A 24,230-nucleotide genomic window follows, 5' to 3' on the forward strand; every position below is an offset into this window, starting at 1 on the left:
ATCTCTTTTTTTACTTTTCATTTTAATGTTAATTAAAGCTCCGTTTAGTTAACGGAGCTTTTCTCTATTTAGTTATTTGGGAAAAATGCTTGATATAAGGCTTTAATTGCTTTTTCTTCTTGATCTTTACTTACAACGAACATAATGGAAACTTCACTAGAACCTTGCGAGATCATTTGAATATTTACTTCATTTTCTGATAGTGCTTTGGCTGCAGTGGCGGTAACCCCTACCTGACTCTTCATTTTCTCCCCAACGATCATAATGATGGAAAGATCATGTTCAATTTCGGCTGTGTCAACTTCGAGTTTTTGTGTTAATTGTTTCAGAATTTCTTGTTCTTTGATCGGAGTCAGTTCACGTGAACGCAAAATGATAGACAAGTCATCAATTCCTGTTGGCATATGTTCCCAACTGATATTGAGATCTTCTAAAATTTGAAGGACTTTTCGACCGAAACCGACTTCTCGGTTCATTAGGTATTTTGTAGTGTTAATACTAACGAATCCTGAATCACCTGCAATCCCTACAACAGTCACATGATCATTTGAATGTTCCAAAACGATGCGGGTTCCAGGGTGGTCTGGATTATTAGTATTTTTAATGACTAATGGAATTTTACCTCTGTAAGCTGGAACGAGAGCTTCATCATGCAAGACTGAAAAACCAGCATAGGCTAATTCACGCATTTCTTTGTAGGTTAATTCAGGAATAGAATGTGGGTGTTTAATGATACCTGGATGTGCTGCAAAAATACCATTTACGTCTGTAAAGTTTTCGTATAAGTCTGCTTTTACACCTGCTGCAATAATCGATCCTGTAATATCAGATCCTCCACGAGAAAATGTACAAATGTCGCCATCTTGAGTAACACCAAAGAATCCTGGAATGACAATCACTTCACTTGAATCTTTTAGTTCTTCAATTTTATCGTAACTAGATGGTAAAATACGAGCGTTGGAAGGTTCGGCAGTGACCGTAATTCCTGCTTCTTTTGGATGGATATATCTTGCTTCTAATCCATTTTGATTGAAATAAGCAGCAATGAGTTTAGCGTTGTTATTTTCGCCTGCTGCTAGGAATGCATCGTATGTGAATGGATTTCCTTTTTTAGGTAAATTTGTTAAATCATAGATATCTTCTGCAATTTCTTGAATAATGGAATCTTTGAGACCCAATTCTTCTGTAATGGCCCGATAACGTTCAATAATCCACTGTTGTGTTTGTGTGACATCCTTATCTGAAGTAAATTCTTTATAATACCGGATCAGAGCATCTGTTACTTTTGTATCTTCAGCGTTGCGTTTGCCTGGAGCTGATACAACTACAAATCTTCTTTCTGGATCATCTTTAATGATATTAAGTACTTTTTTTAATTGAGAAGCTGATGCTAGAGAACTTCCACCGAATTTAGTTACTTTCATATTTTCTCCTTAATAGTTTCATTAATACATTATACCAAAGTTCAGTTATTGATACAATGTATTTACAGATAGGGCATAAAATAATTGATTCTGTAGAGGGGATAAATTGTAATTATTCAAATTTTACAATTTTGTTACATCTTATAGATATATTTTACTATTTTACTTTTTTGTGGTATGATATGTTATAATTCAAAAGTTTTAATATCAAAATATTTTATATTTAAACAAAAGGAGTCTGTGATGTTTGAAACAATTTTGTATTCTGTCGAAAATGACCTCGCGACAATCTCTTTAAATCGTCCTGAAGTATCCAATGGTTTTAACATTCCAATGTGTCAGGAAATTTTAGCTGCCCTGGAAGATGCAGAAAAAAATGAGGAAGTAAAATTCATTATTCTATCAGCAGAAGGGAAAATCTTTTCAGTTGGTGGAGATTTGAGCGAAATGAAACGCGCAGTCGATGCGGATGACATCGAGTCTCTTGTTTTAATTGCCGAATTAGTTAATACGATTTCAAAGAAAATCAAGCAATTGCCAAAACCGGTTATTATGGTGGCAGATGGAGCGGTTGCTGGAGCAGCTGCTAATATTGCAGTAGCTGTTGATTTTTGTATTATTAGTGATCGTACTAAATTTATCCAAGCCTTTGTTGGGGTTGGTTTAGCACCGGATGCGGGTGGGTTATTCTTGTTAGGAAAAGCCATTGGCATGTCTCGGGCTACTCATTTAGTAATGACGGGTGAAGCCTTGACTGCTGAAAAGGCATTTGATTATGGTCTAGCTTATCGTGTTTGTGAATCTGAAAAACTCGATAAAACGGTTGAGCAATTGCTAAAAAAATTAAGAAGAGGATCTTCAAATTCTTATGCTGCCATGAAAGAAATGGTTTGGGAAGCATTCTTGAAAGAATGGGACCAATATGCGGGTCTTGAATTGGATTTGCAAAAGAAACTAGCATTTACAGAAGATTTCAAGGAAGGGGTTATTGCCTACTCTGAGAAACGTCGGCCACAATTTAAAGGAAAATAAATTTGTAATTTTTCTATGTTTTGTGAAAAAATGCTTGCAAATTATTTTCATTTTTGATAAAATTTGACTATCAAAGTAAAATTAGGAGGTGGAGTTTTGAATTACCAATTAGTTAACGACTATTTAACATCCATCTTTAATAATGTTTTGGTTATTGAGGAGTCGAGCCTAAGAGCAAGTCGATTCAAAGATGTTTCTATTAAAGAAATGCATACGATCGATGTGATTGGTTCGACACCGAATGCAACCCCGAGTGATATTTCACGGGAGTTGATGGTGACTTTGGGGACTGTCACGACAAGTTTGAATAATCTTGAGCGCAAAGGGTATATCGAAAGAAGAAGATCGGAAGTTGATCGCCGGGTTGTACACTTGAGTTTAACGAAGAACGGTCGTCTACTTTATCGTCTTCATCAGCAATTCCATAAACGGATGGTCAACCAGATTATTGGAGATATGAGTCCCGAAGAGAAGAAAGTGATGCAAAAAGGATTGCAAAATCTGTATCGTTTCTTGGAGGAAATTAAATAATGGTCTTTGCTAAAATTAGTCAAGTTGCTCATTATGCACCTGACCAAGTAGTATCAAATGATGATTTGGCTGAGATCATGGATACAAGTGATGAATGGATCAGTAGTCGGACAGGTATCCTTCGGCGTCACATTTCAAAAGATGAGACGACAAGTGATCTAGCAACAATTGTTGCACAAAGATTATTAGCAAAAGCAAACTTAGATGCTGAGGAAATTGATTTCATCGTTGTTGCTACGATTACTCCAGACAGCTTAATGCCATCAACTGCAGCCCGAGTACAAGCTAATATTGGAGCTTCTCGAGCTTTTGCCTTTGATCTGACTGCAGCATGTAGCGGATTTGTATTTGCATTAGCCACTGCTGAAAAATACATTTCTTCAGGAATGTATCGGCGAGGAATTGTGATCGGTAGTGAGACGCTTTCAAAAGTATTAGACTGGTCAGACCGTTCCACTTCAGTCCTTTTTGGAGATGGAGCTGGTGGTGTCTTGCTTGAAGCGAGCGATCAAAATTCGTTTTTGGCTGAGAATCTTTTTACGGATGGTAGCCGAGGTGCTAGTCTTGAGTCTTGCTATTTGGGTCTGTCTTCCCCTTATTCAGAGGAAGTTTCTGATCGAAGATATCTGACAATGGACGGACGGGCAGTTTTTGATTTTGCCATTCGTGATGTCACGAAAAGTATTCAAAAAATTATAGCAGACGCCTCTATGGAAGCAGAAGAGATTGACTATTTTCTGTTACACCAGGCGAATGACCGAATGTTAGATAAGATGTCAAAAAAACTGGGTGTCTCTAGAGAGAAAATCCCAGCAAATATGATGGAATATGGGAACACTAGTGCTGCTAGTATCCCCATTCTATTATCGGAGTGTGTCGAGAATCATCGAATCAAGATGGATGGAAGTCAAAAAATTCTTCTGACAGGATTCGGTGGAGGTTTGACATGGGGCACACTTCTTGTTACAATCTAGTTAAACATGTGGAAACACATTTTAAAAATTTATATATTATTTTTTAAGGAGGCCTATCATGGCAGTATTTGAAAAAGTACAAGAAATTATCGTTGAAGAACTTGGTAAAGAACCATCAGAAGTAACTCTTGAGTCTACATTCGAAGATTTAGAAGCAGATTCATTGGATTTGTTCCAAGTGATCTCTGAAATTGAAGATGCTTTTGACATCCAAATCGACACTGAAGAAGGATTGTCTACAGTTGGTGACCTTGTCGCTTACGTAGAAGAAAAAACAAAATAATGATAGATGAGAGTATCGAAAGATATTCTCTCTTGTTTAGGTAATAGTTTGAGGCTCAAAGAAACAATCTTTTAAACTCAAACTATTACTTAAGCGAAAAAAGAGGTAGGTATAATGCAAACACGAATTACTGAACTATTGAATATTAAATATCCAATCTTCCAAGGTGGGATGGCATGGGTCGCTGATGGTGACTTGGCTGGAGCAGTATCAAACGCCGGTGGTCTTGGAATCATTGGTGGCGGGAACGCTCCAAAAGAAGTTGTAAAGGCTAACATTGATAAAGTGAAGTCTATTACAGATAAACCTTTTGGTGTAAATATCATGCTTTTGTCCCCATTCGCGGATGACATTGTTGACCTGGTGATTGAAGAAGGTGTAAAGGTTGTTACAACTGGTGCTGGAAATCCTGGGAAATACATGGATCGTTTCCATGAAGCAGGGATCACTGTCATTCCTGTTGTTCCATCTGTTGCCCTTGCAAAACGGATGGAAAAATTGGGTGCCGATGCAGTGATTGCAGAAGGAATGGAAGCTGGAGGTCACATTGGTAAATTGACGACTATGACCTTGGTTCGTCAAGTGGTTGAAGCTGTTTCTATTCCAGTAATTGGTGCTGGAGGTGTCGCTGATGGTGCCGGTGCTGCAGCTGTCTTTATGTTAGGTGCCGAAGCTGTTCAGGTGGGAACTCGTTTCGTGGTTGCTAAAGAATCTAATGCTCACCAAAACTTTAAGAATAAAATCTTGAAAGCGAAAGATATTGATACGGTAGTTTCAGCATCAGTTGTTGGACACCCTGTTCGTGCGATCAAGAATAAATTGGCTTCTGCCTATAACCAAGCTGAAAAAGATTTCTTGGCAGGTAAGAAGACTCAAGAAGAAATTGAAGAATTAGGGGCAGGTGCTCTTCGCAATGCCGTTGTTGATGGAGATGTTGACAATGGATCTGTAATGGCAGGTCAAATTGCTGGTCTTGTGAGCAAGGAAGAAACCTGTGCTGAAATTCTAGAAGATATCTATTATGGTGCAGCCAAGGTAATTCAAAAAGAGGCTGCTCGTTGGGCAGATGTAAACGTCTAAAAACGTCGAAAGGATTAGGATAGTGACAAAACGTGCGTTCTTATTTGCTGGTCAAGGGGCTCAGAAATTGGGCATGGCGAGCGATTTGTATGCGACTTATCCCGTTGTTAAAGAGACATTTGATACGGCTAGTCGTATTCTAGGTTATGATTTGCGTGAATTGATTGATTCTAACGAAGAAAAACTGAATCAGACACGCTATACTCAACCAGCTATTTTGACAACGTCAGTAGCCATTTATCGTCTCTTAGCAGAAAATGGTATCACTCCTGATATTGTTGCCGGCCTCTCTTTGGGGGAATATTCTGCCCTGGTTGCGGCTGGAGCTCTTTCGTTTGAAGATGCAGTAGCTTTGGTTGCGAAACGTGGTGAGTTCATGGAAACAGCAGCTCCTGCTGGAAGTGGGAAAATGGTTGCTGTTATGAATACAGATCCAAGTTTGATCGAAGAGATTTGTCAACAAGCATCCGAAAAGGGTGTAGTAACACCAGCTAACTACAATACGCCAGCACAAATTGTGATTGGTGGTGAGGTTGCGGCTGTGGACTATGCTGTGGAACTATTGCAGGAAGCAGGTGCCAAACGCTTGATCCCTTTGAATGTGTCAGGTCCATTCCACACAGCCTTACTGGAATCTGCTAGTCAAAAATTGGCGGCTGAACTAGAAAAAGTATCATTTAATGATTTTGATCTTCCTTTAGTTGGGAATACAGAAGCGACTATCATGAAGTCAGAAGATGTGAAAGCACTTTTGGCCCGTCAAGTAAAAGAACCGGTTCGTTTCTATGATTCAATTGCTACGATTCAAGACTTTGGTGTAGATGAAGTCATCGAGATCGGACCTGGAAAAGTCTTGTCAGGATTCTTGAAGAAAATTGATAAAACTCTTCCAACTCATAACGTCGAAGATCAGGCTAGTCTATATGCACTTCTGAATGCTTAAAACGAGGTAAAGATGGAACTTAAGAATAAAAATGTTTTTGTAACAGGTTCAACACGCGGAATTGGATTGGCTGTGGCTCATAAATTTGCGAGTCTCGGTGCCAATGTTGTCCTAAATGGACGTTCTGAAATTTCTGAGGACTTGCTTGCACAGTTTGCTGACTATGGTGTGACTGTTGTTGGTATTTCTGGGGATATTTCTAATGGCGAAGATGCTCAACGTATGGTAGCTGAAGCTATTGAAAAGCTTGGTAGTGTTGATGTTTTGGTCAATAACGCTGGCATTACAAACGACAAGTTGATGTTGAAGATGACTGAAGAAGATTTTGAACGTGTCTTGAAAATCAACTTGACTGGTGCCTTCAATATGACACAAGCTGTCTTGAAACCAATGTCTAAGGCGCGTCAAGGTGCCATCATCAATATGTCATCTGTTGTAGGTCTCATGGGGAATATCGGTCAAGCTAACTATGCGGCTTCAAAAGCTGGTTTGATTGGTTTCACCAAATCAGTAGCGCGTGAAGTTGCGGCCCGTGGTGTCCGTGTCAATGCTATCGCTCCCGGTTTCATTGAATCAGATATGACTGACGCTATTCCAGAGAAAATAAAAGATGCCATGCTAGCTCAAGTGCCAATGAAACGAATTGGTCAAGCTGAAGAAGTGGCAGAAGTTGCGGCTTTCTTGGCAGGTCAAGAATATTTAACTGGTCAAACAATTGCCATTGATGGCGGCATGACTATGCAATAATGAATGCTTACTGATCGAAAATCACTTACTTAAATATCCATCCGACAAAAGGAGAATATATATGTCTACAAATCGTGTTGTTGTTACAGGTTACGGTGTAACCTCACCAATCGGAAATACACCAGAGGAGTTCTGGAATAGCCTTCATGAAGGAAAAATTGGAATCAAGCCCATTACAAAATTTGATGCTTCTGAAATTCCAGTCTTTAATGCTGGTGAAATTCAAGATTTCCCATTCGATAAATATTTCGTGAAAAAAGATCAAAATCGTATGGATACTTACTCATTGTATGCAATCTATGCTGCGATGGAAGCTATTGAAAATTCAGGCTTGAACATGGAAGAAGAAGATCGCGATCGTGTAGGTGTGATTGTATCATCTGGTATCGGTGGTTTGCAAGAATTGGAAGATCAAATTATCCGGATGCATGAACGTGGGATGAAGAGAATCCAACCAATGTTTATTCCAAAAGCTCTTTCAAACATGGGTGCTGGAAACATCGCACTTAAGATTGGGGCTCAAGGGGTATGTAAATCTGTGACAACAGCTTGTGCTTCTGCTAATGATGCCATTGGTGAAGCTTTCCGTGAGATTAAATTTGGTATGCATGATGTTGTTTTGGCAGGTGGTGCTGAAGCTTCAATTACTAAGATTGGTATCGGTGGTTTCAATGCCCTTACGGCCCTTTCAACAACGGAAGATCCAGAACGTTCATCTATCCCATTTGACAAAGACCGCAATGGTTTTGTGATGGGTGAAGGTGCAGGGGTTCTTGTCATCGAAAGCTTGGAACATGCTCAAAAACGTGGTGCTAATATTTTAGCTGAAATTGTTGGTTATGGTTCAAACTGTGATGCTTACCATATGACAACACCGACACCAGATGGTTCAGGTGCGGCCAAAGCGATTAAATTAGCGATCAATGAAGCGGGTATCAAGCCTGAAGATGTCGATTATGTCAATGCACATGGTACATCTACACCTGCCAATGAGAAAGGTGAAAGCGGAGCTATTGTTTCTGTACTTGGTAAAGAAGTTCCTGTATCATCTACTAAATCATTTACAGGACACTTGCTTGGTGCTGCTGGTGCGGTTGAAGCAATTGCTACCATCGAAGCGATTCGTCACAGCTTTGTACCAAAAACTGCTGGTACTAAAGAATTGTCTGACTATATCGAAGCAAACGTTGTTTATGGTGAAGGTCAAGAAGCGGATATTCAGTACGCTATCTCAAATACCTTTGGTTTTGGAGGACACAATGCTGTTCTGGCCTTTAAACGTTGGGAGGGTTAATTCATGAATATTTCTGAAATCAAAGATTTGTTGGCTCAATTTGATGCGTCAACTTTGCGTGAATTCTCATATAAAAATAATGGCGAAGAATTGAATTTGAGTAAAAACCAAACGAGTTCAGTTGCGGCTACACCGGTTGCTCCTGCACTTGAAGTGGTAACAGCCCCTCAAACTCCTGTAGTAGCCCCTGTTGTTGAAGCACCAGCAACTCCAGCTGTAGCGGCTGAACCAGTTGCTGCTCCAGCTCAGGCTGCAGAAGGTGATGTGGTTGAAAGTCCATTGGTTGGGGTGGCTTACTTGTCGCCAGCTCCGGATAAACCAGCCTTTGTATCTGTAGGAGATAAGGTCACTAAGGGTCAAACACTCTTGATTATCGAAGCCATGAAAGTGATGAATGAAGTCCCAGCACCAAAAGATGGGGTAGTCACTGAAATTTTAGTAACGAATGAAGAAATGGTTGAATTTGGAAAAGGATTGGTTCGAATCAAATGACAATTGATATTAATGCTATTCGTGAGGCTTTGCCGCATCGTTACCCAATGCTTTTGGTGGATCGCGTTTTAGAAACAAGCGAAGATACGATTGTTGCCATTAAAAACGTGACAATTAATGAACCATTTTTTAATGGACATTTTCCACAATATCCTGTTATGCCAGGTGTTCTCATCATGGAAGCTTTGGCACAAACAGCAGGTGTACTAGAGTTGTCAAAACCTGAAAATAAAGGAAAATTAGTCTTTTATGCAGGGATGGACAAGGTGAAGTTTAAAAAACAAGTCGTTCCAGGAGATCAACTGGTGATGACAGCTACTTTTGTCAAACGTCGTGGAACAATTGCTGTTGTTGAAGCGAAAGCAGAAGTAGACGGTAAGCTTGCAGCTTCAGGAACGCTTACGTTTGCAATTGGAAATTAAGAAAGGCCTATCTATGTTTCGTAAGATCTTAATCGCCAATCGTGGTGAGATTGCAGTGCGCATTATTCGTGCGGCTCGTGAACTTGGCATCGAGACGGTTGCGGTGTATTCTACTGCTGATAAAGAAGCCTTGCATACCTTACTAGCGGATGAAGCAGTCTGTATTGGCCCTGCTAAATCAACAGAATCTTATTTGAATATGAGTGCTGTCTTGTCTGCAGCTGTTCTAACAGGAGCAGAAGCTATCCATCCTGGTTTTGGATTTTTAAGTGAAAACTCAAAATTTGCGACCATGTGTGAGGAAGTGGGCATTAAATTTATTGGTCCTTCTGCTAAAGTCATGGATTTGATGGGGGATAAGATTAATGCTCGTAAACAGATGATCAAAGCAGGAGTACCTGTTATTCCTGGATCAGATGGTGAAGTCTATACTGCTGAAGAAGCCCTCGAGATTGCAGAACGTATTGGTTACCCTGTGATGTTGAAAGCATCTGCAGGAGGTGGTGGTAAAGGAATTCGGAAGGTTGAAAAACCAGAAGATTTGGTTGCTGCTTTTGAATCTGCTTCCTCAGAAGCTCAAGCTGCTTTTGGGAATGGGGCCATGTATATGGAGCGGGTGATTTATCCGGCACGCCACATTGAAGTACAGATTTTAGCGGATCAGCATGGACATGTCATTCACTTAGGTGAACGCGATTGTTCTCTTCAACGAAATAACCAAAAAGTTCTAGAAGAATCCCCTTCGATTGCTATTGGAAAAACTCTTCGTGATCGGATTGGTTCTGCAGCTGTTCGTGCAGCTGAATCAGTTGGGTACGAGAATGCTGGAACGATTGAATTCTTGTATGATGAAGGCAAGGGTGAGTTCTACTTTATGGAAATGAATACCCGTGTGCAAGTAGAGCATCCTGTCACGGAATTTGTAACGGGAGTGGATATTGTTAAGGAACAGATTAAAATCGCAGCTGGCCAAGAATTATCCGTTACTCAAGAGGATATTGTCATTAAAGGCCATGCGATTGAGTGCCGGATCAATGCGGAAAATCCTTCCTTTAACTTTGCACCAAGCCCAGGTAAGATCACTAATCTCTATCTTCCAAGTGGTGGGGTTGGCTTGCGTGTGGATTCTGCTGTGTATCCTGGTTATACGATTCCACCATACTATGATAGTATGATTGCCAAGATCATTGTCCATGGGGAAAATCGCTTTGATGCACTGATGAAAATGCAGCGTGCTCTTTATGAGTTGGAAATCGATGGTGTCACAACCAATAGCAGTTTCCAGTTGGATTTGATTTCAGATTCACATGTGATCGCTGGTGATTATGACACTGCATTTTTGATGGAACAATTCCTTCCAAATTATAATAAGGAATGATGAAAAAGCCTGGACTTGTGAGGGAAGTATGAACATCATCCTCACAGTTGCAGGCTTTTATAGTAATGCTACAGATGCTGTAGCATATTATAAGGAGTAAGTAATGGCATTATTTTCTAAAAAAGATAAATATATTCGGATCAATCCGAATAGGTCAGCCTGGAAGGAGCCTCAGCCAAAACCTGAAGTTCCTGATGAACTATTTTCACAATGCCCAGGTTGTAAACATACCATTTACCAAAAGGATTTAGGTAGTGAACGAGTATGCCCGAATTGTGGCTATACCTTCCGTATTTCTGCTAAAGAACGCTTGGCGCTGACAGTGGATCCAGCTAGCTTTGAAGAAATGTTTACAGGAATCGAAACGACTGACCCTTTGAATTTCCCAAATTATAAGAAGAAATTAGCAGCAGTTCGGGAAATGACAGGACTGGATGAAGCTGTCCTGACTGGAACTGCCTTGATTAAAGGGCAAAAAGTTGCGCTTGGGATCATGGATTCCAACTTTATCATGGCTTCAATGGGTTCTGTAGTAGGCGAAAAAATTACTCGTTTATTTGAATTTGCGACAAAAGAAAAATTGCCAGTTGTTCTCTTTACCGCTTCCGGTGGTGCTCGGATGCAAGAAGGAATCGTGAGTTTGATGCAAATGGCAAAAATTTCTGCGGCTGTTCAACGTCATTCTAAAGAAAAATTGTTCTATTTGACGGTATTGACAGATCCGACAACTGGTGGGGTGACAGCCTCATTTGCTATGGAAGGTGATATTATCATGGCAGAGAGTCAGGCCTTGGTTGGTTTTGCCGGTCGGCGCGTGATCGAATCAACTGTGCGTGAACAATTGCCAGATGATTTCCAAAAAGCAGAATTTCTACAAGAACATGGATTTGTAGACTTGATCGTGGAGAGAAGCCAAATCCGAGCAACAGTTGGACAATTATTGGCCCTTCATGGAGGTAAACATGAGTAAAATAACACAGATTATTAAAGAGGCACGTGACCAAGGAAGATTGACTGCGCTTGATTTTGCTCAAGGAATTTTTGATGATTTTATCGAATTACATGGAGATCGAAACTTCCGTGATGATGGTGCGGTGATTGGTGGGATTGGACGCTTAGGCGATCAAACGGTTACAGTCGTTGGAATCCAAAAAGGAAAAAATCTTCAGGATAATCTAAAACGTAATTTTGGGCAACCCCATCCAGAAGGCTATCGAAAAGCTTTGCGCCTCATGAAGCAAGCAGAGAAATTTGGCCGTCCAGTTGTGACCTTTATCAATACAGCGGGTGCTTATCCTGGTGTTGGTGCTGAAGAACGAGGACAAGGGGAAGCCATTGCCCGTAACCTCATGGAAATGAGTGATTTAAAAGTTCCGATTATCGCGATTATCATCGGAGAAGGTGGCTCTGGTGGTGCCTTGGCTCTTGCTGTGGCAGATAAGGTCTGGATGCTTGAGAACTCCATCTATGCGGTCTTGAGTCCAGAAGGTTTTGCCTCTATTCTTTGGAAAGATGGAAGTCGTGCCATGGAAGCAGCAGAGTTGATGAAGATTACTTCTCACGAATTGTTAAATATGGAAATTGTCGATAAGGTGATTCCCGAGCATGGATTTTCAAATGGAGAACTACTGGCTCAAGTGAAGAAGGAATTACAGGAAGAGTTAAAGGTTTTACAAGCTTTACCTCTCGAAGAGCTTCTGGAGCAACGCTACCAACGTTTTCGTAAATATTAAAAAACTGAGCTTGCAATTTGCAAGACTCAGTTTTTTTAAACTTTATTTTGGTGCGATGACTTCTGCGCCACCCATGTATGGGCGAAGGACTTCTGGAATGGTCACAGAACCGTCTTCGTTTTGGTAGTTTTCAAGAATAGCAGCGACGGTACGTCCAACAGCCAATCCAGAACCGTTCAAAGTGTGAAGGAGTTTTACCTTGCCATCTGCTTCATCACGGTAGCGGATTTGCGCACGGCGAGCTTGGAAATCTTCTGTATTGGAACAGCTTGAGATTTCACGGTAGGTATTTTGCGCTGGAATCCATACTTCCAAGTCATAAGTCTTGGCAGCTGAGAAGCCCATGTCTCCTGTTGAGAGAGCTACTACACGGTATGGAAGGTTCAGTTTTTGAAGGATATTTTCAGCATTGACAACCATTTTTTCCAATTCATCATATGATTCTTCTGGTTTAGCAAATTTCACCATTTCAACCTTATGGAATTGGTGCAAACGGATCAATCCACGAGTATCACGACCAGCTGAACCAGCTTCTGAACGGAAAGATGGACTCATAGCGGTGAAGTAGATTGGAAGATCTTTCCCATCAAGAATTTCATCGCGGTAGTAGTTTGTCAAAGGAACTTCGGCTGTTGGAATGAGGACATAATTGGTATCGCTAAGTTCAAAAGTATCTTCCTTGAATTTTGGATACTGACCAGTACCAAACATAGAATCATGGTTGACCATGTAAGGAGGGATGACTTCAGTGTAGCCTTCTTTGCCATGTTCGTCCAACATAAAGTTGTAGATAGCGCGTTCTAAGCGAGCTCCAAGTCCTTTGTAGAAGAGGAAACGAGCACCAGTGACTTTAGCTCCGCGTTCCCAGTCAAGGATATCAAGGTCTTCACCTAAATCCCAGTGAGCTTTTGGTTCAAAGCCAAATTCGCGCGGTGTTCCCCAACGGCGAACCTCAACGTTGTCATCCTCATCCGCTCCAACAGGGACACTATCAGCAGGGATGTTTGGAAGGGTAGTAGTGAATTCAGTTAATTTTGCATCGATTTCAGCTAATTCTGTATCCAATGCTTTGACCTCTGCAGAGAGGGTTTGCATGGCAGCAATCTTATCATCTGCATTTTCCTTGTTGCGTTTAGCTTGTGCGATTTCAGCAGATACAGTGTTACGCTCTGCTTTGAGATTTTCTACTTTGACTAAGATATCTCGACGTTTAGCATCGATTTCTTTCATTTCATTCAAAATAGCTGCATCTACGCCACGTGTTGCCAATTTTTTAGCAACCGCATCAAAGTCTGTACGAATCCGTTTAATATCTAACATAGCTTCTCCTTTAACAAAAAACACACCTGTTAGAGTGTTGGAGTGGCAGAGCCACGGTTCCATCCAACTTCACAGGTGTGCACTTGATTCGATATTGTATTTTAAAGAAACGGTAGAATTTCAATTAAGATTTCTATCTGCTCGCAGCAACCGCAGACTTTCTGAAAGAACCTCTTAACTTACTTATCCGTTTGCGTCTATTATACAAGAAAAGATCCTATTTTGCAAATAGATTTTTAATTTTAGCCGTGATGATTTGGATCAACGTAGGAAGTTTGACAATTTTATCATTTCCTAGATGTTCCCGAGCAATCTTTAAAATTTTTCCAGAGTCTTTTGAAGCAAAGAGAAATTTTGATTCTCTGGTATAGATTTCAAAATGGCGGCTAATTTTACGTCCGGATACATTGGCTCCGATTTGATCGATTTCTTGCCAGGGAATTTGGATGTAGTCTTCAACATTAGCATCCGCATAAAATTCAAAAGCGGCATTCCCGACTAGGATTTTTCCAACCTTTCCCCCCACTCCAAGGTAAGAAACCCCTGTAGTATGGAATTCAACGGTTTTATTCAATGATTGAGCCATGAGATCCTCCTGTATTGCTATTCATTCCATTATATCATAATAAAAAGAAGGTCGAAACCTTCTTTTTTGTTGATCTTTGCTTACATCAAGCCAGCAACGTGTGCCAAGACACCGATTACAAAGAGGGCGATGATGATAGTGATTGGAGATACTTTCTTCTTAAGCAACCACATACAAGCGAAAGTAAGAAGCAATCCCATCAAACCAGGAATCAATGAATCCAAGTTTTGTTGGAAAGTTGTAACTTTTTCAGGTGTTTGAGATAGACCTGAACCAACTTGAGCGAAGGCTTCTTGGATACCCTTGTATCCTTCAGGAAGTTTATCCCAGTGGATATAAGCTTTGTCGTCTAATTTGACAGAAGAAACATTGAAGACGAATTTAATAGATACCCAACGTTCTACCAAGACAGCGAGGATGAACATCCCAAGGATAGAAGCCCCTTTAGTGATGTCTTGCAAGATCCCACCAGACATATCTTTGGTAATTTCAGAACCTGCTTTGTAGCCAAGTTCTTGCGTGTACCACAAGAAGGCCATACGAATCGCATTCCATGCGATAAAGAAGATGAGTGGGCCAAGGATGTTACCAGACGCAGCAAGTGATGCACCAAGAGCCCCAAGAATTGGACGTACTGTAAACCAGAATACTGGATCTCCGATACCCGCCAAAGGACCCATCATACCAATTTTAACCCCTTGGATGGCAGCATCGTCAATCGCAGCACCGTTTGCTCTTTCTTCTTCAAGAGCAAGTGTTACCCCGATGATAGGAGCGGCAACGTATGGGTGAGTGTTGAAGAATTCCATGTGACGTTCAAGAGCAGCCGCTTGGTCTTCTTTCTTCGTGTAGAGTTTTTTGATAGCTGGGATCAATGAGTAAGCCCAACCCAAGTTTTGCATCCGTTCATAGTTCCAAGAACCTTGCAAGAAGGTTGAACGCCACCAAACTTTTTGACGATCTGATTTAGATAATTGTAATTTTTCAGTCATGATAGTGTCACACCTTTCTTAATAGTCTTCGAGAATGTCGCCAATTGGATCGTTAGAAGTAGCGGCACCGCCACCTCCATTGCCACCTTTCTTAGAAAGAGTAAGGTAGATCAAGGCAAGGGCAACACCGATTGCTCCAAGAGCGATCAAAGTTAATTGGCTAACGGCTGCAAGAGCAAAACCGATGGCAAAGAATGGCCATACTTCACGGCTCGCCATCATGTTGATAACCATGGCATAACCAACGGCTACAACCATACCACCACCGATTTGCATTCCATCAGAGAGCCATTTTGGCATTTGTTCAAGAGCAGTTTTGACAGTTTCAGCAGGAATCATCAACAAGAGGGCTGCAGGAATGGCGATACGAAGACCTTGAAGAAGAAGGGCCACAAAGTGAGCGCGTTCTACACCTTTGATATCCCCTTTTCTAGCAGCAGCGTCGGCAGTGTGAACCAAACCAACGGAAAGGGTACGGACGATCATGGTCAAGAAAAGACCAGCAACTGCAAGTGGAATAGCGACACTTTGAGCGACAACGATTCCTTTTGTACTGAAGTCTCCCCCAAGTACCATGATGATGGCAGCAGCGACAGATGCAAGGGCAGCATCGGGTGCAACTGCGGCACCAATGTTTGCCCAGCCAAGTGCAATAAATTGAAGGGAACCACCAAGCATAATGCCAGCAGTCAAATTACCTGTTACCAAACCGATTAAGGTACAAGCAACAAGGGGTTGGTGGAATTGGAATTGGTCAAGGATACCTTCAAGACCTGCTAAGAAGGCAACAACGACCACTAATACCATAGAAATAATAGACATGTTTAAAATCCTTTCGTAAGTAATCGATTATTGAACGTTAGCTTTGTTAATTAAGTCAAACAAATCTTTCTTAGAGTCATTTGGTACTTTACGGACGTCAAATTCAACTCCAAGATCACGCATTTTTTCAAATGTAGCCACGTCATCTTTATCCATTGACAACACATTGTTCACCATGGTTTTACCAGTTGAGTGGGCCATTGAACCAACGTTCAAGGTTTTAATCGGAACACCACCTTCGATGGCGCGAAGAGCATCTTGAGGTGTTTCAAATAAGATCAAAGCATGGGTATTTCCAAAACGTGGATCTTTTGCAACGTCGATCAATTTTTGAATTGGGACAACGTTTGCTTTCACACCATTTGGTGCCGCTTGTTTGATCAATTCCTTACGGAGTTCATCTTTGGCAACAGAATCTGAAGCAACAATGATCCGATCGGCTTTTGAATCAGGTGTCCAAGCAGTTGCGACTTGTCCATGAAGAAGACGTGTATCTAAGCGGGCAAGGTTAATCTTGAGTTTTCCATCTCCGATAACCGTTCCTTCTGGAATAGCAGCTTGGGCTACAGGAGCAGCAGCGGCTGTACTAGCTTCTTCAACAGGATTCAATTCTTCTGGAAGGGCTTTGACACCGTCTTTTGCTTCCTTGATGATGTTTGCAGCGACTTGATCAACGCTGGCATTTGCATCCATCAAACGTTCTGTATAAGCTTGAATCAACATCGGAAGGTTCAATCCTGTGATGATCGCAAATTTACGATCTGGATTTTCTCCCATGACGCGACTTGCTTGGTTAAATGGAGAACCACTCCAAAGGTCAGCCAAAACCAAGACTTCATCTTCTGCATCAAATGCGGCAACAGCTGCATTAAATTTAGCATAGAGATCATCCGGGCCTTCACTTGGCATGAACGTAACCACTTGAACTTTCTCTTGATCCCCAAAGATCATCGAGCCGGATTGGTGGATTCCAGCTGCAAATTCACCGTGGCTAGCAATAATGATACCAATACTCATTATTGACATTCCTCCTTATAAAATTTGTTTGACTTTCAGTTTAAGAAAACTTTAAGCTACTTTATTATAAATCGTTTTCACACTTAAGTCAATTTTTCTATCAAAAACTCGATATAAAAGCATTAATTTATTATATTAAATTATCGTTGAATAAAAATTGAATGCTCTTGAATGGCTCTTGTTTATTAGTTGATGATGGCAGAAGAAAGAAATGATATGTAGGTTTCATAGGATTTTGTTCTTAATGAAAAGATTCCGACAATCAAACGATATTCTCGAAAATAAAAATAAATATATAATAAATTGTAAAATAGAGTGATTGAGAGCACTCAAAAAGACTAGCCCAGTTGGGCTAGTCCTGTAGGTTCAGTTGTTTAGTTTGTAAAGTCAAGTACCATACGTCCTTGAATGGTTCCGGCTTCCATTTCGTCAAAGACTTTGACAGCATCTTCTACTGGACGTTTTTGAACGACAGGGACTACCAAGCCTTCTGCACCAAATTGGAAAGCTTCTTCCAAGTCTTTACGAGTTCCTACAAGAGAACCAATGACTTGGATACCATCTAATACAGTTTTCACAATGCTGAGGTCCATCATTTCAGAAGGAAGACCAACTGCGACCACGCGGCCACCTGCACGAACAGAATCTACTGCTTGGTTGAAAGCTACTTTAGAAACAGCTGTTACGACAGCAGAGTGAGCTCCACCATTTGTTTTTTCTTTGATCAATCCTGGGACATCTTCAACTTCGCGACCGTTGATGACAAAGTCTGCACCAACTTCTTTTGCCAATTCTAGTTTATCATTGTTGATATCGACAGCGATGACATGAGCGTTGAAGACTTTTTTGGCATATTGAACAGCCAAGTTTCCTAGTCCTCCAGCTCCGTAGATGACAACCCATTGTCCTGGTTCAGCTTTGCCTTCTTTAATGGCTTTGTAAGTTGTAACCCCGGCACATGTAATAGAAGAAGCTTGTGCTGGATCTAATCCTTCTGGTACTTTCACTGCGTAATCTGCAGTAACGATACATTGTTCAGCCATTCCTCCATCAACAGAGTAACCAGCATTTTTTACAGTACGGCAAAGAGTTTCACGACCAGTTGTACAGTATTCACAAGTTCCACATCCTTCGAAGAACCAAGCAACACTAACGCGGTCACCAACTTTTAAGCTTGTCACATCTGGAGCAAGTTCTTTAACAATTCCGATTCCTTCATGTCCAAGAACACGGCCTGGGACTTTACCGAAGTCTCCGTGAGCAACGTGCAAGTCCGTGTGGCAGACACCACAGTACTCAATTTGAACAAGTGCTTCACCTGTTTCCAATGGACGCATATCCTTGTTTGCAACGATTTCAACACCAGTACCTTCTGGATTAACAACAACAGCTTTCATTTTGTTCCTCCTTAAGTGAACGAGAAGCGATTTAGTTTTTTTGAAAGCGCTTCTTTAATAACTATGTTAATAATATCACAAACTTATCTGTTGAACAATAAAAAAATGGAAAAAAAGGGGGGTATTGATTAACCGATTAAGGATTTAGGGGACAAAAAGACATGAGGGATAGCTCATGTCTGTTCCTATTATAAGAATAATTGAATGAGTTGGCGCGCGACACCATCTTCATTATTCGTGAAATCAGTGATGGAGTCTGCATAGGGGAGAAGGACGGCGCTGGCATTTTTCATAGCGTATCCATGACCAGCTAGAGCTAGCATCTCAGTATCATTGTGCTCATCTCCAAAAGCAATCAAATCTTTCTGATCCATATTGAGTTTACCTAGAAGGTAGGTCAGAGCGGATGCTTTGGTCACATTTTTGGGATTGCATTCCAGAATATTTAAGGGACCACCCCAAGTATTAATAGACAGATTGTAGTCATAATGCCGATTCATTTCATCTGCCAGAGCATATTTGTCTTCCGCTTTCGTTTGAAAAAGGATACAGTTTGGGTCACTTGTTACCCGTTCTGGGTTGAATTGATTTTCTGGTTGGAAAGATTCAATACCGAATAATTTAGGGTCTGCGACTTGCTCATTTGGATCGGTAATAAAGAATTTATTGCGGTATTCGCCAGCGATAAAGTCTGCTTGGATGGTATCTCGGTTGGCGACCATATCTAGGAGGTATTTTTTATCTAAGGTTAAACATTGTTCATCTGCCCATTTTTTCTCAGGCAGATGGGTGAGGGAGCCATTGAAATTGATCATCGGAGTATCAAGCTCTAGTTGTTTGTAATAGGTATGGGCCATACGGTAGGGACGTCCTGTTGTAATAATGATTTTATGGCCAAGAGCGCTAATTTTTTTAATGGTATCAATAGTAAAGTCGCTCAATTTACTTTCGGAATTTAAGAGGGTTCCGTCTAGATCGAGAGCGATCATCTTTTTATGCATATTTCAGTTCCTTTCGAGAAGAATGAGACCATTATATCAGAAAAATCGGAAAAGCGCTCAAAAATCGAGAAGAGAAGCGGGATTTCTTGAAAGGCGAAAGATCTTTTGGTAGAATAGATATAACGTTCGCAAATTGATTGGGAGCGAGAATGATGAAAAAGGAGTTTATTCTGAAATGGATAAGTTTTTTAAACTTTCAGAACATGGAACCACTGTTCGGACAGAGGTTCTTGCTGGTCTGACAACCTTTTTTGCGATGAGTTATATCCTCTTCGTAAATCCGCAAATGTTGTCACAAACAGGTATGCCAGCTCAAGGGGTCTTTCTTGCAACGATTATTGGATCTGTTGTCGGAACCTTGATGATGGCTTTTTATGCCAATTTACCGTATGCACAAGCACCAGGAATGGGCTTGAATGCCTTCTTTACCTTTACCGTTGTATTTGGTATGGGCTACTCATGGCAGGAAGCTTTGGGAATGGTCTTCATTTGTGGTGTGATTTCATTGATAATCACATTGACAAATGTTCGGAAGATGATCATCGAATCGATTCCGACAGCCCTACGCTCTGCTATTTCAGCGGGGATTGGGATTTTCTTGGCCTATGTTGGGATTAAGAATGCAGGATTTTTGAAATTTACGATTGACCCTCATACCTATACAGTGGTCGGAGAAGGAGCAGATAAGGCGAATGCAACGATTTCAGCCAATGCATCTGCTGTTCCTGGTTTGGTTGATTTTAACAATCCAGCTGTCCTCTTGGCTCTTGTTGGTCTTGCGATTACTATTTTCTTTGTTGTCAAAGGGATTAAGGGAGGGATTATCCTTTCTATCTTAGCAACGACTGTGCTTGGAATTCTCATCCATGTGGTTGATATCACTAAAATCGACTTTGCAAGTAATCATCTAGGAGCTGCCTTTAATGATTTAGGCAAGATCTTTGGTCAAGCATTGGGATCAAAAGGATTGGGTTCGTTGATTTCCAATACGTCTCGTTTGCCTGAGACCTTAATGGCCATCTTAGCCTTCTCCTTGACTGATATTTTTGATACAATCGGAACTTTGATCGGTACGGGTGAAAAAGTTGGGATTGTTGCGACAAATGGGGAAAACCATCAATCAGCGAAATTAGATAAGGCCCTCTATTCAGACCTTGTAGCGACTTCAGTCGGAGCTATTGCAGGAACTTCAAACGTAACGACGTATGTTGAATCTGCAGCTGGTATTGGAGCTGGTGGACGCACTGGTCTGACAGCCTTGGTTGTGGCAATCTGTTTTGCTATTTCAAGTCTCTTTAGTCCGTTGTTGGCGATTGTACCGACCGCTGCTACAGCTCCAATTTTGATTGTTGTTGGGATCATGATGTTGAGTGGCTTGAAAAATATCCATTGGGAAGATATGTCAGAAGCAGTTCCTGCCTTCTTCACCTCTATCTTTATGGGATTCAGCTACTCGATTACACAAGGGATCGCTGCTGGATTTATCACCTATAGCTTGGTGAAAGTGGTTAAAGGACAAGCCAAAGAAGTGCACAGCATGATTTGGATTTTAGATGTTCTATTTATTTTAAACTACGTTAGCATGGCCTTGAATTAAGCATCAGGAAAGTGCCAAAAAGGAATGGGAGTTGTCTCCCATTCCTTTTTGGATGGATCGAGGGAATGAATGGGAGAGTTTCCTGTTTTCTTTGATTCCTTTTTCTCAAAAACAAACCGGAGTCGAACAATTTCTAAAAGAAAGAGCAGATTTTTAAAAAGTTTGGTATAATAGAGAAATGATTAGTCACAATGAAACGGAGCTGATCGCTCTAGGAAAACAGCTAGGAAAACTCTTAGAAAAGCAAGACGTGATCATCTTATCAGGTGATCTAGGGGCAGGAAAAACGACCTTTACCAAAGGAATTGCAAAGGGGTTAGAGATTGATCAGATGATTAAAAGCCCGACCTATACCATTGTTCGTGAATACGAAGGCCGCTTGCCTTTATACCATTTGGATGTTTACCGGATTGGGAATGATCCAGATTCTATTGATTTAGATGATTTCCTATTTGGAGATGGTGCTACCATTATTGAATGGGGAGAGCTGATTGAGCCGAGTCTCTCGGATGCTTATCTAAAAATTTTTATCCGAAAATTGGAAGATGGGCGAGAGTTGGCTTTTGAAGCTCATGGAGCGCGTGCAGAAGATTTACTAGCATCCTTTAAGCAGGTGGAAAAAAACGATGACTAAGGAAAAGGAAGTGACAGTAGAAATTCGGCAAGCTGACAGTGCAGACGCGGCTCTTGTCGTTGATTTCTTAAATCAAGTTGGGAAAGAGTCAGATTACATGACGCTAGATGAAGCTGGGATAGGCATGTCTCCAGCAGACATGGAGCAATTTCTGATGGTGCAAGAGATGGCGGAAAACCGGATTTGCCTCTTGCTATTTCTAGATCAGGAACTGGCAGCTTTGTTAAATATCACTGCAGCTTCTCAACGGTCCATTCGGCATATTGGTGATGTCTTTATTGTGGTTCAAAAAGCTTATTGGAATCAAGGGCTTGGACAGATCCTGTTGGAAGAAGGGATCGAGTGGGCGCACTCGACCGGTGTTCTTAGGAAACTAGTCTTGAATGTCCAAGTGCGCAATGAACGGGCGGTTCACCTGTATAAAAAGTTAGGTTTTGAGATCGAAGGTTGCCAAGCTCGTGGAGCTTGTTCAGCTGAAGGAGAATTCTTAGATGTTTACCTTATGGGGAAACTGATAGATTAGAGAGAGATTCTATATGGTTAAAAAAATTATTTTAATGTTTTTGAGCTTATTGACGGTAACAGTGATTGGGATTGGGGCTTATGGCCTTACCATCCTAAACCAAACGACTGGGACCCTCAGTAAGACTTATAAGGGCTTTGGAAATGAGACCAATGTCATTGCAGAAAACAAGCCGATGACCATCCTTTTGATGGGGGTTGATACAGGTAGCGGTTCTCGGGAAGATCCTTGGGCCGGAAATAGTGATACCATGATTTTGGTGACTGTTAATCCTCAAACAAAAGAAACAACCATGACGAGTTTGGAAAGAGATATCCTAACCAATATTACTTCAGATGGCGAAACGGTCCAAGCAAAATTGAATTCGGCTTATGCTCAAGGCGGTGCCAAGTTAGCCATTAAGACCATTCAAGATCTTTTGAATATCCATATTGACCGCTATGTCATGATCAATATGAAGGGACTGGTTCAATTAGTGGATAAGGTTGGTGGTATCACGGTCAACAATCCATTTGACTTCGATATCTCGATCGAGGAAAATGAGCCAGAATATACGGCTAAGATCGCACCAGGACGTCAGGAGATTAATGGGGACCAAGCTCTCGTTTATTCACGGATGCGCTACCAAGACCCAGAAGGAGACTATGGACGTCAAAAACGCCAACGTGAAGTGATCAAAAAGATTGTTGAGAAAGTTTTAAGCCTCAATAGTTTGAGTCACTACAAAGGAATCATTGAGTCTGTTAGTGACAATATGCAAACCAACATTTCACTTGATAGCAACAGTCTTCTTCAATTGTTAGGATATAAAGATGCCCTTTCAACGATTCATCAGTACCAGCTGAAAGGAGAAGATGCCACCTTAGCAGATGGCGGAAGTTATCAGATTGTCACTTCAAAACATCTCTTGAAAATTCAAAATATCATCCGCAAAGCTTTGGGTCTGAAAGAAATTAAAACATTGAAAACCAATGCTTACCTATTAGATGGAGATGAAGAGTTGAAGAATACTTCTTCTCAAAATGATACGCCAGCGGCATCATCTGAGGAAGCACCTGTTTACCAAGAGTTTAATCAATTACCAGTTGTACCATCGACCCAGGATACGGGAGTGGTGACGCCTCAAAGTTCTGTTGCACCAGTGACACCAGTTGCTCCTGCAGCTACAGAGTCGAGCAGTGTGACACCTACGGTACCTTCAGAATAAGAAAAAAACGATTGAGTTTTCTCAATCGTTTTTACTTGGTTGCCAGATGTCTTGAATTTCTTTTAGAGAGGCTGTTGCTTGTTGACTAAATAGTTTGGTCTTGTATTGGAAATCCGTTACCAATTCTTGAAGATTGGTCTTTTGGTCTTGGATAATATCCAGATTGCGTTGGATTTTTGCTAGGTTATCTTGAATTCCCTTAACCAATTGGCTGGATTCAGTCACCTCTGTTTTGATTTCTTTGCGGTTTTTTACTAGGTGGTAGCTAATGCTAGCTCCTGTTGCAAACCAAAAGAGATTTTTGAGTTTCATATAGACTCCTTTTTAACTGTTTTTGATGGTTTCTGCGAGAACTGCTAGTTGTTCAAAATTAGGCTCGTGTTCAGTAAATGAAATGGCAAGCTCATCTTGATCAGAATAGCGAGGGATAATGTGGACATGTGTGTGAAATACGGTTTGTCCAGAAACTTCTTCCATGTTGCTGATGATATTCATTCCCTTAGCTTGGGTAGCAGCTTCTACTTTTTTAGCAACTTTAGAAACACGTGCAAATAGTTGAGCTGTGGCGGTTTCGTCCATCTCTAAGAGGTTGCGAGCGTGTTTTTTTGGAACCACTAACGTATGACCTGGTGTAACCTGAGAGATGTCCAAAAATGCGAGGACTTCCTCGTCCTCATAGACTTTGGAGGAAGGAATGTCGCCAGCTATAATCTTACAAAAAATACAATCGTCAACCATAAATACACCTCATTTAGACTAAATTTTGTTATAATATAAGAACATTATACCAGAAATCGGAGA

The 24,230-nt window shown here is 41.0% G+C and carries 27 protein-coding genes; 17 read left to right on the forward strand and 10 right to left on the reverse strand.

Features of this window, described 5'->3' with window-relative positions:
- Positions 1-68: 68 nt before the first annotated feature.
- Entirely contained in the window at positions 69-1,424 is a 1,356-nt protein-coding gene (locus tag O3629_RS08115) for an aspartate kinase (RefSeq protein WP_021154497.1), read from the reverse strand.
- A 240-nt stretch (positions 1,425-1,664) separates the two neighbouring features.
- Here O3629_RS08115 and O3629_RS08120 point away from each other — a divergent pair, with 240 nt between their 5' ends.
- The 13 genes from O3629_RS08120 to O3629_RS08180 all read left to right on the forward strand — a co-directional run bounded on the left by O3629_RS08120 (position 1,665) and on the right by O3629_RS08180 (position 12,333).
- Positions 1,665-2,456 (forward strand): enoyl-CoA hydratase, encoded by a 792-nt coding sequence (locus tag O3629_RS08120; protein ID WP_049482583.1) that lies wholly within the window; start codon positions 1,665-1,667, stop codon positions 2,454-2,456.
- Positions 2,457-2,552: 96 nt separating this feature from the next.
- Positions 2,553-2,987, forward strand: coding sequence for a MarR family winged helix-turn-helix transcriptional regulator (locus tag O3629_RS08125; RefSeq protein ID WP_003003993.1), 435 nt, complete (start codon positions 2,553-2,555; stop codon positions 2,985-2,987).
- Positions 2,987-3,961, forward strand: a complete 975-nt coding sequence (locus tag O3629_RS08130) for a beta-ketoacyl-ACP synthase III (RefSeq protein WP_371609004.1) — start codon at positions 2,987-2,989, stop codon at positions 3,959-3,961. Before O3629_RS08125 ends, O3629_RS08130 begins: the two co-directional genes overlap by 1 nt.
- A gap of 58 nt (positions 3,962-4,019) precedes the next feature.
- Positions 4,020-4,244: an acyl carrier protein gene (locus tag O3629_RS08135; RefSeq protein WP_371609005.1), complete on the forward strand. Its 225-nt coding sequence runs from the start codon at positions 4,020-4,022 to the stop codon at positions 4,242-4,244.
- A gap of 114 nt (positions 4,245-4,358) precedes the next feature.
- Positions 4,359-5,324 carry an enoyl-[acyl-carrier-protein] reductase FabK gene (gene fabK / locus O3629_RS08140; protein WP_003018538.1) on the forward strand — a complete coding sequence of 322 codons (966 nt, stop codon included), beginning with the start codon at positions 4,359-4,361 and terminating at the stop codon, positions 5,322-5,324.
- Between the two features lie 22 nt (positions 5,325-5,346).
- Positions 5,347-6,267 carry an ACP S-malonyltransferase gene (gene fabD, locus O3629_RS08145; protein ID WP_371609006.1) on the forward strand — a complete coding sequence of 307 codons (921 nt, stop codon included), beginning with the start codon at positions 5,347-5,349 and terminating at the stop codon, positions 6,265-6,267.
- 12 nt (positions 6,268-6,279) lie between these two features.
- A complete protein-coding gene (fabG, locus tag O3629_RS08150; RefSeq protein ID WP_371609007.1) occupies positions 6,280-7,014 on the forward strand; it encodes a 3-oxoacyl-[acyl-carrier-protein] reductase in 735 nt (244 codons plus the stop codon).
- A 61-nt stretch (positions 7,015-7,075) separates the two neighbouring features.
- Positions 7,076-8,308 carry a beta-ketoacyl-ACP synthase II gene (gene fabF / locus O3629_RS08155; protein WP_003010454.1) on the forward strand — a complete coding sequence of 411 codons (1,233 nt, stop codon included), beginning with the start codon at positions 7,076-7,078 and terminating at the stop codon, positions 8,306-8,308.
- A 3-nt stretch (positions 8,309-8,311) separates the two neighbouring features.
- Positions 8,312-8,800 (forward strand): acetyl-CoA carboxylase biotin carboxyl carrier protein, encoded by a 489-nt coding sequence (gene accB / locus O3629_RS08160; protein WP_371609008.1) that lies wholly within the window; start codon positions 8,312-8,314, stop codon positions 8,798-8,800.
- Positions 8,797-9,222, forward strand: coding sequence for a 3-hydroxyacyl-ACP dehydratase FabZ (gene fabZ, locus O3629_RS08165; protein ID WP_003004019.1), 426 nt, complete (start codon positions 8,797-8,799; stop codon positions 9,220-9,222). The genes accB and fabZ overlap by 4 nt, the downstream gene beginning before the upstream one ends.
- A 13-nt stretch (positions 9,223-9,235) precedes the next feature.
- Complete coding sequence (locus O3629_RS08170; protein WP_045760281.1) at positions 9,236-10,600, forward strand: acetyl-CoA carboxylase biotin carboxylase subunit; 1,365 nt, start codon at positions 9,236-9,238, stop codon at positions 10,598-10,600.
- Between the two features lie 103 nt (positions 10,601-10,703).
- On the forward strand, positions 10,704-11,570 hold the full coding sequence (gene accD, locus O3629_RS08175; RefSeq protein ID WP_049471731.1) for an acetyl-CoA carboxylase, carboxyltransferase subunit beta: 867 nt from the start codon (positions 10,704-10,706) through the stop codon (positions 11,568-11,570).
- On the forward strand, positions 11,563-12,333 hold the full coding sequence (locus tag O3629_RS08180) for an acetyl-CoA carboxylase carboxyl transferase subunit alpha (protein WP_021154504.1): 771 nt from the start codon (positions 11,563-11,565) through the stop codon (positions 12,331-12,333). The genes accD and O3629_RS08180 overlap by 8 nt, the downstream gene beginning before the upstream one ends.
- Before the next feature lie 42 nt (positions 12,334-12,375).
- Here O3629_RS08180 and serS read toward each other — a convergent pair whose 3' ends face one another.
- The 7 genes from serS to O3629_RS08215 form a co-directional block, all read right to left on the reverse strand.
- Positions 12,376-13,653, reverse strand: coding sequence for a serine--tRNA ligase (serS, locus tag O3629_RS08185; RefSeq protein WP_003018473.1), 1,278 nt, complete (start codon positions 13,651-13,653; stop codon positions 12,376-12,378).
- 217 nt (positions 13,654-13,870) lie between these two features.
- Positions 13,871-14,239, reverse strand: coding sequence for a DUF956 family protein (locus tag O3629_RS08190; protein WP_003012627.1), 369 nt, complete (start codon positions 14,237-14,239; stop codon positions 13,871-13,873).
- 80 nt (positions 14,240-14,319) lie between these two features.
- Positions 14,320-15,231 carry a PTS system mannose/fructose/sorbose family transporter subunit IID gene (locus tag O3629_RS08195; protein ID WP_061604608.1) on the reverse strand — a complete coding sequence of 304 codons (912 nt, stop codon included), beginning with the start codon at positions 15,229-15,231 and terminating at the stop codon, positions 14,320-14,322.
- An 18-nt stretch (positions 15,232-15,249) separates the two neighbouring features.
- On the reverse strand, positions 15,250-16,053 hold the full coding sequence (locus O3629_RS08200; protein ID WP_003018496.1) for a PTS mannose/fructose/sorbose transporter subunit IIC: 804 nt from the start codon (positions 16,051-16,053) through the stop codon (positions 15,250-15,252).
- A 27-nt stretch (positions 16,054-16,080) separates the two neighbouring features.
- Entirely contained in the window at positions 16,081-17,070 is a 990-nt protein-coding gene (locus O3629_RS08205) for a PTS sugar transporter subunit IIB (protein ID WP_371609009.1), read from the reverse strand.
- 374 nt (positions 17,071-17,444) lie between these two features.
- Entirely contained in the window at positions 17,445-18,467 is a 1,023-nt protein-coding gene (adhP, locus tag O3629_RS08210) for an alcohol dehydrogenase AdhP (RefSeq protein WP_371609010.1), read from the reverse strand.
- A gap of 188 nt (positions 18,468-18,655) precedes the next feature.
- Positions 18,656-19,468, reverse strand: a complete 813-nt coding sequence (locus O3629_RS08215) for a Cof-type HAD-IIB family hydrolase (protein ID WP_371609011.1) — start codon at positions 19,466-19,468, stop codon at positions 18,656-18,658.
- Positions 19,469-19,643: 175 nt separating this feature from the next.
- Here O3629_RS08215 and O3629_RS08220 point away from each other — a divergent pair, with 175 nt between their 5' ends.
- The 4 genes from O3629_RS08220 to O3629_RS08235 all read left to right on the forward strand — a co-directional run bounded on the left by O3629_RS08220 (position 19,644) and on the right by O3629_RS08235 (position 23,429).
- On the forward strand, positions 19,644-21,065 hold the full coding sequence (locus tag O3629_RS08220) for an NCS2 family permease (protein ID WP_070586276.1): 1,422 nt from the start codon (positions 19,644-19,646) through the stop codon (positions 21,063-21,065).
- Between the two features lie 178 nt (positions 21,066-21,243).
- Positions 21,244-21,699, forward strand: coding sequence for a tRNA (adenosine(37)-N6)-threonylcarbamoyltransferase complex ATPase subunit type 1 TsaE (tsaE, locus tag O3629_RS08225; RefSeq protein WP_371609012.1), 456 nt, complete (start codon positions 21,244-21,246; stop codon positions 21,697-21,699).
- Positions 21,692-22,222 carry a GNAT family N-acetyltransferase gene (locus O3629_RS08230; protein WP_049472478.1) on the forward strand — a complete coding sequence of 177 codons (531 nt, stop codon included), beginning with the start codon at positions 21,692-21,694 and terminating at the stop codon, positions 22,220-22,222. The genes tsaE and O3629_RS08230 overlap by 8 nt, the downstream gene beginning before the upstream one ends.
- Positions 22,223-22,235: 13 nt before the next feature.
- Positions 22,236-23,429, forward strand: coding sequence for an LCP family protein (locus tag O3629_RS08235; RefSeq protein WP_223325650.1), 1,194 nt, complete (start codon positions 22,236-22,238; stop codon positions 23,427-23,429).
- Positions 23,430-23,450: 21 nt separating this feature from the next.
- On the opposite strand, the gene O3629_RS08240 is transcribed toward O3629_RS08235, so the two are convergent.
- A complete protein-coding gene (locus O3629_RS08240) occupies positions 23,451-23,741 on the reverse strand; it encodes a hypothetical protein (protein ID WP_003012641.1) in 291 nt (96 codons plus the stop codon).
- A 12-nt stretch (positions 23,742-23,753) separates the two neighbouring features.
- Positions 23,754-24,167 carry an HIT family protein gene (locus O3629_RS08245; protein WP_003012582.1) on the reverse strand — a complete coding sequence of 138 codons (414 nt, stop codon included), beginning with the start codon at positions 24,165-24,167 and terminating at the stop codon, positions 23,754-23,756.
- Between the last annotated feature and the right edge of the window lie 63 nt (positions 24,168-24,230).

The organism is Streptococcus sp. 27098_8_12 (assembly GCF_041432115.1).
In the GTDB taxonomy this organism is placed as follows: Bacteria; Bacillota; Bacilli; order Lactobacillales; family Streptococcaceae; genus Streptococcus; species Streptococcus parasanguinis_V.

Coding starts and splice junctions, on each gene's coding strand:
- accD (WP_049471731.1), top strand. CDS start 10,704: ATGGCATTATTTTCTAAAAAAGATAAATATATTCGGATCAATCCGAAT.
- O3629_RS08230 (WP_049472478.1), top strand. CDS start 21,692: ATGACTAAGGAAAAGGAAGTGACAGTAGAAATTCGGCAAGCTGACAGT.
- tsaE (WP_371609012.1), top strand. CDS start 21,244: ATGATTAGTCACAATGAAACGGAGCTGATCGCTCTAGGAAAACAGCTA.
- O3629_RS08245 (WP_003012582.1), bottom strand. CDS start 24,167: ATGGTTGACGATTGTATTTTTTGTAAGATTATAGCTGGCGACATTCCT.
- O3629_RS08240 (WP_003012641.1), bottom strand. CDS start 23,741: ATGAAACTCAAAAATCTCTTTTGGTTTGCAACAGGAGCTAGCATTAGC.
- O3629_RS08195 (WP_061604608.1), bottom strand. CDS start 15,231: ATGACTGAAAAATTACAATTATCTAAATCAGATCGTCAAAAAGTTTGG.
- fabZ (WP_003004019.1), top strand. CDS start 8,797: ATGACAATTGATATTAATGCTATTCGTGAGGCTTTGCCGCATCGTTAC.
- O3629_RS08180 (WP_021154504.1), top strand. CDS start 11,563: ATGAGTAAAATAACACAGATTATTAAAGAGGCACGTGACCAAGGAAGA.
- O3629_RS08170 (WP_045760281.1), top strand. CDS start 9,236: ATGTTTCGTAAGATCTTAATCGCCAATCGTGGTGAGATTGCAGTGCGC.
- O3629_RS08220 (WP_070586276.1), top strand. CDS start 19,644: ATGGATAAGTTTTTTAAACTTTCAGAACATGGAACCACTGTTCGGACA.
- O3629_RS08130 (WP_371609004.1), top strand. CDS start 2,987: ATGGTCTTTGCTAAAATTAGTCAAGTTGCTCATTATGCACCTGACCAA.
- O3629_RS08190 (WP_003012627.1), bottom strand. CDS start 14,239: ATGGCTCAATCATTGAATAAAACCGTTGAATTCCATACTACAGGGGTT.
- O3629_RS08115 (WP_021154497.1), bottom strand. CDS start 1,424: ATGAAAGTAACTAAATTCGGTGGAAGTTCTCTAGCATCAGCTTCTCAA.
- O3629_RS08235 (WP_223325650.1), top strand. CDS start 22,236: ATGGTTAAAAAAATTATTTTAATGTTTTTGAGCTTATTGACGGTAACA.
- fabF (WP_003010454.1), top strand. CDS start 7,076: ATGTCTACAAATCGTGTTGTTGTTACAGGTTACGGTGTAACCTCACCA.
- O3629_RS08205 (WP_371609009.1), bottom strand. CDS start 17,070: ATGAGTATTGGTATCATTATTGCTAGCCACGGTGAATTTGCAGCTGGA.
- fabK (WP_003018538.1), top strand. CDS start 4,359: ATGCAAACACGAATTACTGAACTATTGAATATTAAATATCCAATCTTC.
- O3629_RS08200 (WP_003018496.1), bottom strand. CDS start 16,053: ATGTCTATTATTTCTATGGTATTAGTGGTCGTTGTTGCCTTCTTAGCA.
- O3629_RS08135 (WP_371609005.1), top strand. CDS start 4,020: ATGGCAGTATTTGAAAAAGTACAAGAAATTATCGTTGAAGAACTTGGT.
- adhP (WP_371609010.1), bottom strand. CDS start 18,467: ATGAAAGCTGTTGTTGTTAATCCAGAAGGTACTGGTGTTGAAATCGTT.
- fabG (WP_371609007.1), top strand. CDS start 6,280: ATGGAACTTAAGAATAAAAATGTTTTTGTAACAGGTTCAACACGCGGA.
- O3629_RS08215 (WP_371609011.1), bottom strand. CDS start 19,468: ATGCATAAAAAGATGATCGCTCTCGATCTAGACGGAACCCTCTTAAAT.
- accB (WP_371609008.1), top strand. CDS start 8,312: ATGAATATTTCTGAAATCAAAGATTTGTTGGCTCAATTTGATGCGTCA.
- serS (WP_003018473.1), bottom strand. CDS start 13,653: ATGTTAGATATTAAACGGATTCGTACAGACTTTGATGCGGTTGCTAAA.